13 protein-coding genes are annotated in these 15,273 nt (G+C 70.7%); 8 read left to right on the forward strand and 5 right to left on the reverse strand.

What is annotated here, in order from left to right:
* Nucleotides 1-128 precede the first annotated feature (128 nt).
* From D7V88_RS16755 to D7V88_RS16770, 4 genes are all read left to right on the forward strand, one after another.
* Complete coding sequence (locus D7V88_RS16755; protein ID WP_120541646.1) at nt 129-1,922, forward strand: type IV pilus twitching motility protein PilT; 1,794 nt, start codon at nt 129-131, stop codon at nt 1,920-1,922.
* A 1-nt stretch (nt 1,923) separates the two neighbouring features.
* Entirely contained in the window at nt 1,924-3,030 is a 1,107-nt protein-coding gene (locus D7V88_RS16760; protein ID WP_120541647.1) for a type IV pilus twitching motility protein PilT, read from the forward strand.
* Between the two features lie 150 nt (nt 3,031-3,180).
* Entirely contained in the window at nt 3,181-3,600 is a 420-nt protein-coding gene (locus tag D7V88_RS16765; protein WP_208726321.1) for a DUF5684 domain-containing protein, read from the forward strand.
* A 136-nt stretch (nt 3,601-3,736) separates the two neighbouring features.
* Complete coding sequence (locus tag D7V88_RS16770; protein ID WP_372241089.1) at nt 3,737-6,118, forward strand: TonB-dependent receptor plug domain-containing protein; 2,382 nt, start codon at nt 3,737-3,739, stop codon at nt 6,116-6,118.
* Here D7V88_RS16770 and yoaA read toward each other — a convergent pair.
* The 3 genes from yoaA to D7V88_RS16785 form a co-directional block, all read right to left on the reverse strand.
* The gene (gene yoaA, locus D7V88_RS16775) at nt 6,072-8,069 is read right to left on the reverse strand and encodes a DNA repair helicase YoaA (RefSeq protein WP_120541648.1); all 1,998 of its coding nucleotides are present in this window, start codon (nt 8,067-8,069) and stop codon (nt 6,072-6,074) included. The genes D7V88_RS16770 and yoaA overlap by 47 nt on opposite strands.
* A gap of 168 nt (nt 8,070-8,237) precedes the next feature.
* Entirely contained in the window at nt 8,238-9,026 is a 789-nt protein-coding gene (locus tag D7V88_RS16780) for a hypothetical protein (RefSeq protein WP_120541649.1), read from the reverse strand.
* Entirely contained in the window at nt 9,023-10,027 is a 1,005-nt protein-coding gene (locus D7V88_RS16785; RefSeq protein ID WP_120541650.1) for a site-2 protease family protein, read from the reverse strand. Before D7V88_RS16785 ends, D7V88_RS16780 begins: the two co-directional genes overlap by 4 nt.
* 215 nt (nt 10,028-10,242) lie before the next feature.
* Between D7V88_RS16785 and D7V88_RS16790 the strand changes: the two genes are divergently transcribed.
* The 3 genes from D7V88_RS16790 to D7V88_RS16800 all read left to right on the forward strand — a co-directional run bounded on the left by D7V88_RS16790 (nt 10,243) and on the right by D7V88_RS16800 (nt 12,250).
* Entirely contained in the window at nt 10,243-10,590 is a 348-nt protein-coding gene (locus D7V88_RS16790) for a hypothetical protein (protein WP_120541651.1), read from the forward strand.
* An 81-nt stretch (nt 10,591-10,671) separates the two neighbouring features.
* A complete protein-coding gene (locus D7V88_RS16795) occupies nt 10,672-11,490 on the forward strand; it encodes a hypothetical protein (protein WP_120541652.1) in 819 nt (272 codons plus the stop codon).
* Between the two features lie 46 nt (nt 11,491-11,536).
* Nucleotides 11,537-12,250: an HAD family hydrolase gene (locus D7V88_RS16800; protein ID WP_120541653.1), complete on the forward strand. Its 714-nt coding sequence runs from the start codon at nt 11,537-11,539 to the stop codon at nt 12,248-12,250.
* Nucleotides 12,251-12,310: 60 nt separating this feature from the next.
* Here the strand turns inward: D7V88_RS16800 and D7V88_RS16805 are convergent, their stop codons facing one another.
* A complete protein-coding gene (locus tag D7V88_RS16805) occupies nt 12,311-12,778 on the reverse strand; it encodes a transcriptional regulator (RefSeq protein WP_120541654.1) in 468 nt (155 codons plus the stop codon).
* A 305-nt stretch (nt 12,779-13,083) separates the two neighbouring features.
* Here D7V88_RS16805 and D7V88_RS16810 point away from each other — a divergent pair, with 305 nt between their 5' ends.
* Nucleotides 13,084-13,995 (forward strand): lipid kinase, encoded by a 912-nt coding sequence (locus D7V88_RS16810; protein WP_244238190.1) that lies wholly within the window; start codon nt 13,084-13,086, stop codon nt 13,993-13,995.
* 15 nt (nt 13,996-14,010) lie between these two features.
* Here the strand turns inward: D7V88_RS16810 and hrcA are convergent, their stop codons facing one another.
* Nucleotides 14,011-15,042, reverse strand: a complete 1,032-nt coding sequence (gene hrcA / locus D7V88_RS16815) for a heat-inducible transcriptional repressor HrcA (RefSeq protein WP_120541655.1) — start codon at nt 15,040-15,042, stop codon at nt 14,011-14,013.
* Nucleotides 15,043-15,273 lie beyond the last annotated feature (231 nt).

Consider the following 15,273-nt stretch of genomic DNA (forward strand, 5'->3'; position numbering starts at 1 on the left):
ACGGTCGCTCCCGTCGTGCTTTTTCAGGGGACCCCCCCGGGTATTCCGGAGCGCGGCGGTCGACTATCCTGCGGGGGTTCCACCCCGCCGGGCCTGACGCACGGCAGCGGTGGGGCCACCCCCCCCGCATGAAACCGCTCGCAGAGCTGCTGCGTCACCTGTCGCGTCCCGGAATCACCGAGCTGGCCCTGGCCAGTGGCCGTCCGCCGATGGTGCGAAACGCCACCGGCTACGAGCCCGTCGACCCCGGCGCCCTCACCACCGACGAACTCGTGAAGGCCCTCCAGGCCATGGTGGGCATGGCGCGAGCCTCCACGGTGTCGGAGACGCCCGTGCAATGGACGGTGAACGCCACCGGCCTGGGCGCGCTCAGCATCGCCGCCGTGCGCCGGGGCGAGCTGATGAACGTGCGCCTCACGAAGAGCACCGAGGGCGCGGCGCAGGCAGCCCCGGCCGCGCAGGCTCCCGCCCCGGCGGCGGCACCGGCCGCGCCCGCCCGACCCGCCGTGTCCGCGCCCGCGGAAGCGGTCGCGCGCACCGCCCAGGTGGGGGGACCGGCTCCGGCCGCCGCGCGAGTCTCCGCTCCGGTGGCGGCCCCTGCCCGGGCTCCCGCGGTCACGGCTCCGACGGAGGCCTTCGGCCGCGCCCCCAACGCCGCGCCGGCCGCCCAGGCCCCGGCGTCCGCGCCCTCCGCCACCGCGCATGGGCACGCCGCGCCGGTCGCCGCGCGCGCCATTCCCATCTCGCGTGCGACCTCCGCGCCGGGCCGCGACCTGGCCGTGCTGCTGGAGCAGGCGCGCAGCATGTTCGCCAGCGACCTGCACGTGGTGGCGGGACGGCCGCCGCTGTTCCGGCTCGCGGGGGAGCTGCAGCCGCAGGACACGCCGCTGTCGCCGGAGATGGTGGAGCGGCTGCTGCTGCCCATCATCCCGGAGCGCCTGCGGCCGGTGCTGGAGAAGGACGGCAGCGTGGACTTCGCGCTGGACTCCGAGGACACCGGGCGCTTCCGCGTCAACGTGAACCGCCAGCGCACGGGCCTCAAGGGCGTCTTCCGCGTCATCCCCCGGGAGATTCCCACGCTGGAGTCGCTGGGCCTGCCGGCGGACATCGCCAAGGCGACGCACCACCACCAGGGCCTCATCGTGCTCACCGGCCCGTCGGGCCACGGCAAGACGAGCACGCTCGCGGCCATCCTGGACATCATCAACCGGGAGACGACGCACCACGTGCTCACCGTGGAAGACCCCGTGGAGTACGTGCACCCGCGCAAGCGCGCCCTCATCAGCCAGCGCGAGGTGGGCAGCAACACCCGCACCTTCGCCAGCGCGCTCAAGGGCAGCCTCCGCGAGGACCCGGACGTCATCGTCGTGGGTGAATTGCGCGACACGGAGACGGTGCGCATGGCGCTCGCGGCCAGCGAAACGGGCCACCTGCTCATCAGCACCATGAACACGCCCAGCGCGGCGAAGACCATCGACCGGCTCATCGACCTCTTTCCCCCGGCGGACCAGGGGCAGGTGCGGCTGTCGCTCTCCAGCGGCCTGCGCCTCATCGTCAGCCAGCGGCTGATGCCCAGCGCGGACGGCAAGCGCATGGTGGCCGCCGCCGAGGTGCTCCCCGGCTCCATGGCCCTGGGCAACCTCATCCGTGACAACAAGACGTTCCAGATTCCGTCGCTCCAGCAGCGCGGCAAGTCGCTGGGCATCATCCGCTTCGAGGACTCGCTGGCGGACCTGGCGAAGTCGGGCAAGGCGACGCTGGAGACGGTGAAGGGCTTCGCGGAGAACCCGGACGAAATCGAAGCCATGGTGACCGGCAAGCGTCCTGGCGCCGCCGCCACCGTGCCGGCACCCGCCACGCCCCAGGAGGGCGCGCGGATGCTGTCCAAGGTGGGCTCACTGCTTGGCAAGAAGGGCGCCTGACATGACGGACACGCCTCGCATCGCGACCTGGTTCGACGTGCTGCTCGACAAGAAGGGCAGCGACCTGCACATGGCCGTGGGCTACCCGCCCCTGGGCCGCATCCGCGGCGAATTGGTGCCGCTGCGCGACGAGCCCCTCACCACCGAGGAACTGGAGGAGCTGCTCTTCGAGCTCTGCTCGCCCGAGCAGAAGCGGCAGATCGTCGAGGAGCTGGACCTGGACTTCGCCTATGGCTACGGGACGAAGGCCCGCTTCCGCGCGAACTACTTCTACCGGATGACCGGCATCGGGGCCGTCTTCCGCACCATTCCCAGCAAGGTGCTGTCGCTGGAGGACCTGAAGACGCCGGAGGTGGTGCGCAAGATGGCGGACCGCCGCAGCGGGCTGGTGCTGGTGACGGGCCCCACGGGCAGCGGCAAGTCCACGACGCTCGCGGGGATGATCAACCACATCAACAAGACGCGCGCCTCACACGTGCTCACCATCGAGGACCCGGTGGAGTTCGTGCACGAATCCCTCAAGGCCCAGGTCACCCACCGCGAGGTGGGTCCGCACGCGTCCAGCTTCGCCACCGCCATCCGCTCCGCCGGCCGCGAGGACCCCAACGTCATCCTCATCGGTGAGTTGCGCACCAGCGAGACGATGAAGCTGGCGCTCCAACTCGCGAGCTTCGGCGTGCTGGTGTTCGCCACGGTCCACACCAACAGCGCGCCCGCGACCATCGACCGCATCATCAACACCTTCCCCGCGGACGAACAGGGCCAGGTGCGCGGCATGCTCGCGGAGTCGCTGGCGGGCATCGTCGCCCAGCAGTTGCTGAAGACCGCGGACGGCAAGGGCCGCGTCGCCGCGCTGGAGATCCTGGTGGGCAGCGCCGCCATCGCGGCGATGATCCGCGAGGGCAAGGTGTTCCAGATCGCCTCCAAGATGCAGGCGGGCCAGGGCCAGGGCATGCAGACCCTGGACATGCACCTGGAGCGGCTGGTGAAGGACGACGTCATCCTCCCCGACGCCGCCTTGGAGAAGGCCCAGGACAAGGAGAACTTCGTGAAGGTCCTCCAGCGGCTGAAGCCGGAATGGGAAGTGCCTGAGACGCTGAAGGCGTAAAACAAGGATATCTCAGGTTTTGAGACAAGGACGGCCTGGGGGTGAAGGAATTTGCATTCCTCCCCCTACTTCGCGAATTGTTCGACACTGAACCTGGACATCGACCGGCCTTCGCGCCGGGGTCCTACACTTCCGAGGGGGAAGTCCGACATGAATCAAGAGCAACTTGAGATGATGCAGCAGATGCAGGAGCAGCAGAGCGCGGGTCCCAGCATCGTGGTCACCATCTTCTACCTGGCCTTCATCGGCGCGATGGTCGCGGGCATGTGGAAGACGTTCGCCAAGGCGGGCGAGCCCGGCTGGGCGGCCATCGTGCCCATCTACAACATCTACGTCATGACGAAGATCGTCGGCCGTCCGGCCTGGTGGATCGTGCTGGCGCTGATCCCCTGCGTGAACTTCATCGCGCTCATCATCCTCGGCATCGACATGGCGAAGTCGTTCGGCAAGGACACGGGCTTCGGCATCGGCCTGGGCCTGCTCGGCCCCGTCTTCTACGCCATCCTCGGCTTCGGCGACGCGCGGTACCAGGGCCCGGCCGCCGCCGGCGGTGGCGCGTCCGCGGCGTAGTTTCCGCGCCCTGGACTCCGGTCCCGGGATGACGGCGGTGGAGCGGCCTTCTTCGGGCGCTTCACCGCCGTTCGTGTTTTCAGGCAAGGGCGGAGCCGCCTTCCGTGGGGGCAACATCTCCGCTAGAGCGGCGACGATGATTCACCCGCCGGGTTCCTTGCGTTCGCGTGTCGCGCCACTCCGACGGCGCGCGGCCTTCCTGCGAGCCTCCGCGCTGGCACTGCTGCTGCCCGGGCTGGCGGCGGCGCAACCCGTGGCGCAGTCCCGCGGCAGGACTGGAACAGCCGCCAGCGAGGAGGCCCCCCCGCGGCTCCGCGAAGCAGCCGTCTCCGCCACCCCACAGGCCCGGGACGACGACGAAGCAGGCGAACCCGCCACCTCGCCATCCCAGGATGACGCAGCAGGCGCCTCCGTCCCCCCACGGTCCCAGGACGACGCAGGCGCGCCCACCCGTGCCGCGGATTTCAGCCTCGTGTCCCCGAGCGGCTCCAGCACTCCCGGCGGGACACGGACCGTCATCACGGCGACGCGCCTGCCGCGACCGCTGCGCGACGTGCCCGCCACCACGGTGGTGATTCCCCGCGACGAAATCCAGCGCAGCCCCACGCTCACGCAGGACGCGCTCGTGCGCACGCTGCCCTCCGCGGCCACCTTCCGCCGCACGCCGTCCCTCGTCGCGGATCCCACCGCCCAGGGACTCAACCTGCGCGGGCTCGCGCCCTCCGGCGTCGCGCGGGGACTCGTGCTGCTGGACGGCCTGCCGGTGAACGACCCCTATGGCGGCTGGGTGTTCTGGCGCGCCCTGCCCCGGCTGGGCCTGGACCGCATCGAGGTCGTCCCCACCGGCGGCTCCGCGCTCTACGGCAGCGCCGCGCTGGGCGGCGTCGTGCAGCTCATCTCCCAGCCCATCCAGGGCGCCATCGACGCGGACGTGTCGGTGGGCAACCAGGGCACCGGCTTCTTCGGCGCGCGCATCGCGGACCGTTGGAAGCGCGTGGGCATCTCGCTGGAGGCCGAGGGCCTCACCAGCGACGGCTACCACATCGTCCCCGAGGGCCAGCGCGGCGCCATCGACGGCGACACCCCGTCCAACCACCTCACCGGACAGGCGCGCGTGGAGGTGCGGGCCACCGACGACCTCTTCCTCAGCGCCCGCGCCGGTCTGTTCCGCGAGTCGCAGAACGGAGGCACCCGCTACACCGTCGCCCGCGTGGACCTCGCGTGGTTCACCGGCAACGCCCGCCTGCGCACGGAGGACACCGGCACCTTCGAGCTGGGCCTCTACGGCCGCACCCAGGACTTCGCCCAGGACCGAGCCCGCGTCAGCGCGGACCGGAGCACCGAGTCCCTCTCCGCGCACCAGGACGTGCCCGCCAACGACCAGGGCGGCTCGCTCGTGTGGACCGGACCGGAGCTGACGCTCGGCGGAACGCATGTGCTCGCGGCTGGAGTGGACGCCCGCCGCGCCGCCGGCACCGCGGAGGAACAGCTCTTCCCCGCCACGTCCACGCCCACGGCGCTCCTCGCGCGCACCACGCGGGGGACCCAGCTCTCCGGCGGACTCTTCGTGCAGGACCTCTACACCGTGTCCCCCGCGCTGGAGTTCGCCGGCACGCTGCGCTGGGACCTGTGGCGCAACCAGGACGGCGCCCGACAGGAGCGCCGCGCGGACGGCAACACCTCCGCCACCGACTTCGCGCCCCGCACCGCCAGTCAGCTCAGCCCGCGCCTCGCCGCGCGCCTGCGCCCGCTGGACTGGCTCACCCTGCGCGCCTCCGTCTACCGGGCCTTCCGCGCGCCCACCCTCAACGAGCTGTACCGCCCCTTCCAGGTGGGCACCGTCCTCACCGCCGCCAACCCGGACCTGGGCGCCGAACGCCTCTGGGGCACCGAGGCCGGCGTGGAGGCCGTGGGCCCCGGCGGCATCACCGGCCGCATCACCGGCTTCTGGAACGTGCTCGACGCGCCCGTCACCAACGTCACCCTGGCCACGCCCCTGCCCGACGGCACCACCCGCGAGCGCCAGAACCTGGGACAGGCCCGAGTGCGCGGCGTGGAACTGGGCACGGACTGGCGCCCGGCCCGGCAGTGGACGCTGCTCGCCGCCTACACCTTCGTGGACCCCGTCGTCACCGAAGCGCCCGGCCAGCCAGAGCTCGTGGGCCGCCAGCTCCCGCAGGACCCCAGGCATCGCGGCTCGCTCAGCGTCACCTTCGATGAGCCGTCGCTCCTCACCGCCACCGCGCAGCTTCGCGTCGTGGGCCCGCAGTACGAGGACGACCTCAACACGCGCGGCATGGGTGGCGCCGCCATCGTGGACCTGTTCGTGAGCCGCCACCTCTTCTGGAAGGTGGCCGCCTTCGCAGCGGTGGAGAACCTGTTCGACCGCTCCTACCTCGCGGGCCGAGCGGGCGTGGACACGCTCGCCCCACCCTTCCAGGCGCGCGTGGGCCTGCGCCTGCGCGACGGCGTCAACGCACGGTTCTCAGAGGCGGAACGGGGCGTACCGGTCCATTGAACCAGCGGCTCAGCTCCGTCGTGTCCTCCATCCGCTTCGCGGGTGGAAGGCTGGAGAGGAACACGCGGCCGTAGCCCTTGGTCACGATGCGACGGTCCAGCATCGCCACGATGCCCCGGTCCGCCTGCGTGCGGATGAGCCGCCCGAAGCCCTGGCGCAGGGCCAGCGCCGCCTGCGGCAACTGGTACTGGTCGAAGGGCTCTTCTCCGCGCGCTTGGATCTGCCGGATGCGCGCGGCCACCAGCGGGTCCCCCGGCGACGCGAACGGGAGCCGGTCGATGATGACCAGGCTCAGCGCATCCCCGGGCACGTCCACGCCCTCCCAGAAGCTGTGCGCGGCGAAGAGCACGCTGGGCGTCTGCCGGAAGGACTCCAAAAGCTGCGCCTTGGGGCGCTCGCCCTGGAGCAGCGCCTGATAGGGCAGCCGCGTGGCGGTCAGCTCATACGCGCGCACCATGTTGCGCAGGGACGTGAAGAGCACGAAGGCGCGCCCGCCCGTCACCTCGCACAACTGGATGATCTCCTCCGCCGCCGCCTCGATGAAGCCCGGGGCGCTGGGGTCCGGCAGGTGCGTGGGCAGGTACAGCGCGGACTGGCGAGGGAAGTCGAACGGGCTGGGCACCGCGAGCGTGCGCACGCGCGTCACCGGCTGGCCCTCCTCGTCGTACATGCCCATGCGCTTGGCGAAGAAGTCGAAGCGGCCGTCCGCCGCGAGCGTCGCGGAGGTGAACACCACCGTGTCCAGCGCGCCGTAGAGCCGGTCGCGCAGCTCCTTCGCCACGTCGATGGGGTTGGCGCGCAGGAAGATGCCCTTGCCGCGCGCCTCCGCCCAGTACACGTGTTCGGAGGACTCCGCCTTCTCCAGGAAGGTGAGCTGCTCCACCATCTCCTCGGCGCGGCGGTGGATGGCGGCCAGCTCCGCCTCGCGCTCGCTGCCGGAGAAGGACGCCAGCGCGGACAGGCCCTCGCGCACCTGCTCCAGCGCGCCGGACAGCTTGCCCATGGTCTCCGGGCGCAGCGCGACGGTGGACTCCTGGCTGGAGAATCCCAGCGCGCGCGGGGCCTGGAGGAACAGCGCGTCCGCGTGAGAGCGCACCCGCTGGGCCAGCGCCGCGAGCGTCGCGTGCCGCTCATCCTTCACCGGCAGGGCCGCCACCGCGTCACGCGACAGCTCCTCCAGCCGGTAGTTGGAGACGCTGTAGCCGAAGTGGCCGCTGGCCACGTCCTCCAGCGCGTGCGCCTCGTCGAAGACGACGGCCTCGTAGAAGGGCAGCACGCCTTCGGTGCGCTTGCCGGAGCTTCGCAGCGCCAGGTCCGCGAAGAACAGGTGGTGGTTCACCACCAGCAGGTTCGCGGCCTCCGCGCGCTTGCGCATCTTCGTGACGAAGCACGTCTCGTACTGCCCGCAGCGCGAACCCAGGCACGTCTCCGACGTGGTGGACAGCCGCGACCACGTGGCGAAGGACTCCGGCAGGTCCAGCTCCGCCCGGTCCCCCGTCTCCGTCTCCGTCACCCACCGCCTGAGCAGCGGCCACTGCTTCGCCTCATCGCGCGAGACGAACTGCGGATCCTTCTCGAAGGATTCGTAGCGGTGCAGGCAGAGGTAGTTGCCCCGCCCCTTGAGGTAGGCCGCTTCGAACTGGAGCCCCAGCTTCTCGCTGAGCAGCGGCAGGTCCTTGAAGAACACCTGGTCCTGGAGCGTCTTCGTCGCGGTGGACACCACCACCTTGCGGCCCGACAGGAGCGCCGGCACCAGGTAGGCCAGCGTCTTGCCCGTGCCCGTGCCGGCCTCCGCCAGCAGGTAGCTGCCTTCGGAGAAGGCCCGCTCCACGGCGCGCGCCATCTGGAGCTGCTCCGGGCGGTGCTCGTACGCGGGCAGCGCCTGCTCCAGCGCGCCGCCAGGACCCAGCAGGCTGTCGACAGAGGGAGGACGGGGCGCGGGCGCGGACATACGGCGTTCTACCGGGGCAGGAGGGACGGGAGGCGAACGGCCCCGCAGGATAACAGCGCCCCTGGCCCTCCGCGCGTTCCCGACCACCGCTTCGACACCGCGTCTCCCGCCCGCCCGGGAAGCGGGCCGGCCAGCGCTTCGCGACCAGGCCCGCGAGCCCGGCCCTGCCTAGGAGAAGGACCCGCGCACCATCTGGAAGAGCATCAGCACCAGCACCAGGGCCACCACCAGCACCGCGCCCATCACGACGTTCTTCACCTTGCGCGCGAACTCCGGCGACGGGCCGTCCGACGCGAACGGCACCGCGGACGTCACCCGCCGCATCACCTCGTCCCGACCGCGCAGGGCCATGGTGTCGTCCGGGGTCCGGGCCAGCCGCAGGCGGTACAGCCGGCCGACCATGGCCAGCTCCCCCCGGCCCATCGCCATCGTCAGCAGGCGGTCATGCGGGTCCCAGTCGTTCCACTCCCGCATGAGCGCGTGCCATTCCGTGGCCAGCACCTCTGAGGGCTGGTGCTCCTCCGGCAGGAAGTTGGCATAGACGAGTCCGCACTGCGCGCAGGCCCCCGCGTCCTCGCGAATGGGCGCCACGCACTTGGGACAGTGGCCCGGCGGCGCCTGGAACGGATCCCCTTCCGGGAGGGCGGACCTCGCGGACGAAGCGTCGGAGCGCACCACACGCAGCGCGGTGACGCTGGGCCGGGTGGACCCCGACGGCACGGACGCGAAGGACGCCTCCACGGGCACGGCCACCGCGACGCCTTCGCTCCCACCGCGGACCGCGTCGTCCGGCCGGGGCGCGTCATGCCCCGGTGACGCACGCGAGGGCGCGGCCTGGGACGGGCCCGCGAGGGTCCGGGCGCCACACACCCGGCACGTCACGGACAACTGGCCGGCCTCGACGTGGAAGGACTCCACCGGGCCCAGCCGCTCGCAGCCCTCGCACAGGTACTTCATGACAGCACCTCTCGCAGGGGGACGGGCATCGCGCAACCGATGAGCGCCAGCAGGCACAGCGCGCAGATGAGCTTGCGCACGGGGCTCAGCGGCTCCTCGGGCTGCACCACCTCCGGATGCCCGAAACCCACGACCTTGCTCGCCACCACCAGCCACAGGCCCCATGACGCGGTGACGAACACCGTGAGGAACAACAGCACCCACGCCACGCCCTTGCCCAGCGTGCGCGCCCGCGGCCCGAACACCGCGAACGTCAGGTGCCCGCCGTCCAACTGGCCCACGGGCAGCAGGTTGAGCAGCGTCACCAGCAGGCCGAACCACGCGGCGATGACCACCGGGTGCACCACCACGTCCTTGCCCTCGGGCACCGGACCCAGCGCAATCCACGTCAGCGCCTTCATGATGAGGTTGTCGCCGAACACCGTCTGCCGCTGGGTGATGACGGCCTCCACGACGGGCGGCGCGTTCGTCAGTCGCTCCATCGCCCAATGCAGCAGGTTCTGTCCCAGCACCCACAGCGACGAGTCACCCGGGAACGTCGAAGGCACCGGCGGCGAGTCCACCACCGTGGAGTGCAAGAGGCCCCAGTAGAGCAGCGGCAGCGCCACCACCAGGCCCGCCAGCGGCCCCGCCGCGCCAATGTCCACCAGGGCGTTGCGCGTGGGGATGCGCCCCCGCAGCCGGATGACCGCGCCCAGCGTGCCCAGGCTCCCGGGCACCGGCAGTGGGATGAAGTAGGGCAGCGACGTGTCCACCTTGTGCCACCGCGCCAGCAGGTAGTGCCCCATCTCGTGCGAGCCCAGGATGCCGAGCAGCGACGCGCTGAAGGCCAGCGCCTGCGCCCGGTCCTCCGGCAGGAGCCCCGCTTCGCTGAAGGGAAATGAGCGCCCGAAGAGCAGCAGGTACGCAAGGAACGTCGTCCCCAGCGTCACCACGAACAGCAGCAGGTGCAGCCACACGCGTTGCGGGGTGGCGGGACGCGGAACGGAAACCGGGTGCATGCGCGAAGATGCCTCACGTCCGCCAAAGGGGCGACCTGTCCCCGGCCACCTTGCGGATGAAATGTAAAACACAACTCGGATTACCCCGACCCGGGTCCTTGACTTGAAGTTGACTTCTGGTACGAACCGCGCCGCTTGGGGTTCCATCAAACGGCGGGGCGCCCGTCCAGGGCGGCCCGCCACCGTGCAAGCAACCATCTGTTGGGGAGAAAACCATGAAGAAGCTCATCCTGTCCGCCGTTGCCGCCGCCTCCCTCGTGGGCTGCACCAGCGTTGAGTCCGCCGTTGTCTCCGGTTCCGAGATCGCCGCCAACGGCGAGGCCGTGGCCGTGATCCAGGGCAACGCGCTGGGCCTGACGGCGATCTTCCACATCATCGACATCGTGCAGAGCGACCTGGACACGGTCGTGAACAAGCTCCTCATCAGCGAGGCGAAGGCCATGGGCGCCTCGAAGATCGACCTGAAGTCGGCGAGCACCACGCCGCGTCACGGCATCTTCGCGCTGTTCGGCACCATCATCGGCATCACCAGCTCCTCCGCGACCGGCGTGGCGGTGAAGTAGTCCCTGCTGCCCCCTCACCGGGGCAGACCCAAGAGGCCCCCCTGGCGACAGTGGGGCCTCTTTCATTTTGGAGCCTTGTCCATGCGCGCCCTCTTCCTGCTGCCCCTGCTGAGCCTCCTCGCATGCCGTTCGTCCTCCTCCGGAAGCGGGGACAGCGCGGAGCTGATGTCGCAGGTGCGCGAGAAGCTGGCCGCGCGCGACGCGAAGCTCCTGAACTACCAGTTGGAAGGCACGCAGAAGGAAGGCGACAGCCTGTCCGCGGGCTTCACGTTCGCGTACCGCGCGCCGCAGAAGATGCGCGGCACGGTGACGCAGCCGGCGCGCACGGTGTCGTGGGACGGCAAGCACCTGTACGAACAGGTGGAGGCGAACAAGCAGTTCACGACGTTCACCTCGCAGGTCTCCGCGGAGAAGCTGTCGGCCTTCCTGACGGAGGTCTTCACCCCCTTCGTGCCGGACGGCTTCCGCGCGCCGCTGCTGCTGCGCAGCACGAAGGCGCGCCGCGCGCTGTCCCATCCGAAGGCGAAGGAGGCGGTGGAGCTGTCCATGCCGCTGGAGGGCGACGCGGGAGGGGGCATGGTGGTGACCTACGTGTTGCGTTGGCCCACGCTGGACTTCCTCGCCAGGCGCACGCGTGCGCCCGACGGCACGGAAGCCGAGGTGCGGATGGAGGAGGAGCACTGCGACGCGGAGCTGGGCCTGTGCGTGCCGCGCAAGCTCACGCGCCACGCGGGCGGCCTCCAGGTGGGGGAGACGGTGCTGTCGCGCGTGGACCTGAAGGCGCCGCTGCCCAACGACGCCTTCACCCCCGCCGCACCGGACGGCTACAGCGTGCAGACCCGGACACTCGTGGACAGCGCAACGCAGGAGAGTGGACCGAAGTCACCCACGGGCGGTTGACCGGCCCGCCATCCATCGCCACCTTTGAGGGCGGAGGGTGCTGCGCATGGTCGCTAACGTCATCTTCGACGTGGACGGAACGCTGATGGACTCGGTGGACGAGCACGCCGAGGCCTGGCGCAGGTCGTTCATCGAGTTCGGTCGGGACATCCCCTTCGCCCACGTCCGCAGCCAGATTGGCAAGGGCGCGGATCAGCTCCTGCCCGTCTTCTTCAACGACGAGGAGCTGGAGCGCTTCGGCAAGGACCTGGAGGAGTACCGCTCCGCGCTCTACAAGCGCGAGTTCCTGCCCAAGGTGCGCCCCTTCCCGCGCGTGAAGGAGCTGTTCCAGCTTTTGCGCAAGCGCGACCGCAAGGTGGCGCTGGCCTCCAGCGCGAAGGACGACGAGCTCAAGCGCTACGTGGAGCTGTGCGGCATCGACGGCCTCTTCGAGGCGAAGACGACCGCGGACGAGTCCGACAAGAGCAAGCCCCACCCGGACATCTTCGAGGTGGCCATGGCGAAGCTGGGCAAGCCGGACCCCGCCACGGTGGCGGTGGTGGGCGACACGCCCTACGACGCCATCGCCGCCAGCAAACTGCGCCTGGGCACGGTGGGCATGCTGTGCGGTGGCTTCGGCAAGGACAACCTGCTCACGGCCGGGTGCCGCACGCTGGTGAAGGACCCCGCGGAGCTGCTGCGCCGCCTGGAGCAGGACCCCGAAGGCTGGCCGTGGGACGCGCCGTCGCGGGACTCCTCCAAGGACGAGGAGTCGCGCTGAGGCGGTAGCCCGTGCGCCCGGTGGCCACGTTCCTGGCCACCGGAAAGCCGGTCGGACGCGCTACTTGCGGGAGCCGCCGCGCTTCGTCGTGCGCGAACGGGACGTGCTCTTGCGAGCAGGGCTCCTGCGCGCCGGAGTCTTGCGCGCGGTGCTCTTGCGCGCGGTGGAGCGCTTGCCGGCGGTGCCCGTGCGCGTGGCCTTACGGCCCGTGGTGACGCGCTTCGCCCGCGTGGGCGTGGCCTTGCGACGGCTGGAGGTGGAGGTCTTCTTCGCGGCCGCCGCGCGGCGCTTGCCACCGATGCGCCCCGCCTTGCGCGCGTTCTTGCGGGCCGCGGGACGGCTGCGGGCCACCTTCGCCTTGCTGCCGGAGCCGCCCTTCATCCCACCACCGGTGAGCTTGTTGACGGTGGCCCACGCGCGGGCCTCGGCGGTCTTCTCGCCGGCGCCCTTGTCCTCGTAGCCCTCTTCGATGTGTTCGGCCATGCGCTTCTGTTTGTCCGAGTATTTCGCCTTGCTTCCACGTGCCATGCATCACCCTCCTGGAAACGGTTCCGGCGCGGTCCCTGACGGGAAGTCCGCGTCGTGGCAAGGGTGACCATGTCCGTTCGGGCAGGGAACCCGGCGGCCCCCTACCCCTGTCCGCCCCAGGAACCTTCCGCCGTGCGCGGATCGGGAATGGACAGCGCCCTGCCCTTTTCTCTGGGGCGCGACTGGTGCGGCTGTCCAGTCGTGCGCAGGTTGGAGGCCGGCACAGAAAGCAGAGGTCGCCCCTGGAACCCGCACTCAACGCGCCCCCCCGACTCCGGCACCTGGACGAGGGCCCCGCGGTCCTGGTGGTCAACACGCGCTCCCGTTCGGGGCTCCTGGCCTTCGAGGAGGCCCGGGCGCTGCTGACCGCGCGGGGCATTCCCCTCATCGCCGCGCATGCCCTGTCCAAGCCCAAGCGCCTGCGCTCGGTGCTCGAGGAGGCCATCGCTTCGGGTGCCCGCCGCGTCCTCGTGGGAGGAGGCGACGGCACCATCAGTTGCGCGGCGCAGGTGTTGATGAACCGCGACGTCACGCTGGGCGTGGTGCCCCTGGGCACCGGCAACGACTTCGCGCGCTCCCTGGGCATCCCGGACACCATCGAGGCCGCGTGCGACGTCATCATGGGGGGCTACACGGCGCGCGTGGACGTGGGGCTCGTCAACGGCCGTCCCTTCCTCAACGCCGCCAGCCTGGGGCTCACCACCGCCATCGCGAAGCGGCTGACGCAGGAGTTGAAGCAGCGCGCCGGCAAGCTGGCGTACCCCATGGCCGCCGCCGCGGAGATGCGCACGTTGCAGCCCTTCCACGTCCGAATCCAGGCGGATGGCAGGACGCTGGAGCTGGACGCGCTCCAGCTCGTGGTGGGCAACGGCCGCTACCACGGCGCGGGCAACATGGTGGCGCCGGACGCGACGCTGGACGACCGCCGGCTGCACGTCTACGCCATCACCGCGCCGTCCGCGGCGGAGGGCGGCGGCGAGCGCACGGGCCTGGGCCATTTGCAGGACGTGGCCACGCTGGCGCGCGTGGCGCTGAGCATGCGCAGCGGCGGCCACCTGGAGCACGAGTCCGTCGTGCACCTGGACACCGCCCGCCTCACCGTGGAGACGGACCCTCCGATGGAGGTGAACGCGGACGGCGAGAACGTGGGCATGACGCCCATGCGCTTCGAAGTCGCCACGGCCGCGCTGCGCGTCTACGCGCCCGCGCCCCAGTAGGGCGCGAGGGAGGGGCTACACCTTCTCCAGCACGCTGGAGAGCACCTGCGCGGTGAAGTTCACCAGGGGAATCACGCGCCGGTAGTCCATGCGCGTGGGCCCGATGACGCCCACCGTGCCCAGCACCGCTTCCGCCGTCCCATAGGGGCTGGCGATGACGGTGACGTCACCGGCGGCGGAGAACTCGCTCTCCGCACCGATGAAGACGTGCATCTCCTTGGTGCGCTGCACGCGGTCCAGGAGGTGGAGCAGCTTGTGCTTCTCATCCAGGGCGCGGAACAGCGCGCGGATGCGCTCCACGTCCGCGAACTCCGGCTGCTCCAGGAACGACCCCGTGCCTTCGATGAGCACGCGCTCCGACGTCTGGAGGTCGGTGGCGGCCGCGCCCAGCTTGAGGGCCTTGGCGGTGAGCGCGTTGTAGAGGGCCTGGTCCTGATCCATCTCCGCGCGGATGCGCTCGCGAGCTTCCTCCAGCGGCACCTGGTGGAGCAGTTCGGACAGGTAGTTGCTGGCCTTGACCAGCTCGTCGGACGTCACCGGGAAGTCCACGGTGAGGGCCTTGTTGTGCACCTGGCCGTTCTGACCGACGAGGATGGCGAGGACGCGATCCTCGCGCAGGCGCAGGAATTCGATGCGCTGGAACCTGGCGGCATCAGGACGGGGCGTGAGGACGACGCCCGCGTGGCGGGTGAGCGAGTGCAGGACGCGGCTCGCCTCCGACAGGATGTCGTCCAGGTTGGACTCGTGCACGAGGCCCGCGTGGATGAGCTCGCGGTCGCGCGGCGCGGGGTCGCGCAGCTTCACCAGTGTGTCCACGTAGAAGCGGTAGCCCCGGTCGGTGGGCACGCGCCCGGCGGAGGTGTGGGGCTTCTCCAGGAAGCCCAGGGCCTCCAGGTCGGCGAGGACGTTGCGCATCGTGGCGGAGGAGACCTCGAACTCCCCGCGGCGCGTCAGTTGCTGACTGCCGACGGGGCCGCCCGTGGTGATGTACTCCTGCACCACGGCACGGAGGACTTCCTTCTCGCGTTCACCCAGCTCGTCGGGCATTCCCGCTCACACTCCGGTAGCCGACGGCCCGAACCTTCCGGCCTCCGCGCTTCCTGTAGAATTCTAAGAGGGACGCTCGGGGCATTCAATCCAGGGGGTGCATTCAGGCGGACAGGCAGGCGTCGCACCGGCTCCCTGGCCGCCCTGGCGGGTACGGCAAAGCGCACATCGCCCCGGGTGGGGCCGGGCATTAGAAGGCCCCCGCCGTGTCCACCTCCACCGCCCCCCTGT

It is taken from the genome of Corallococcus terminator, assembly GCF_003611635.1.
Taxonomy (GTDB): domain Bacteria; phylum Myxococcota; class Myxococcia; order Myxococcales; family Myxococcaceae; genus Corallococcus; species Corallococcus terminator.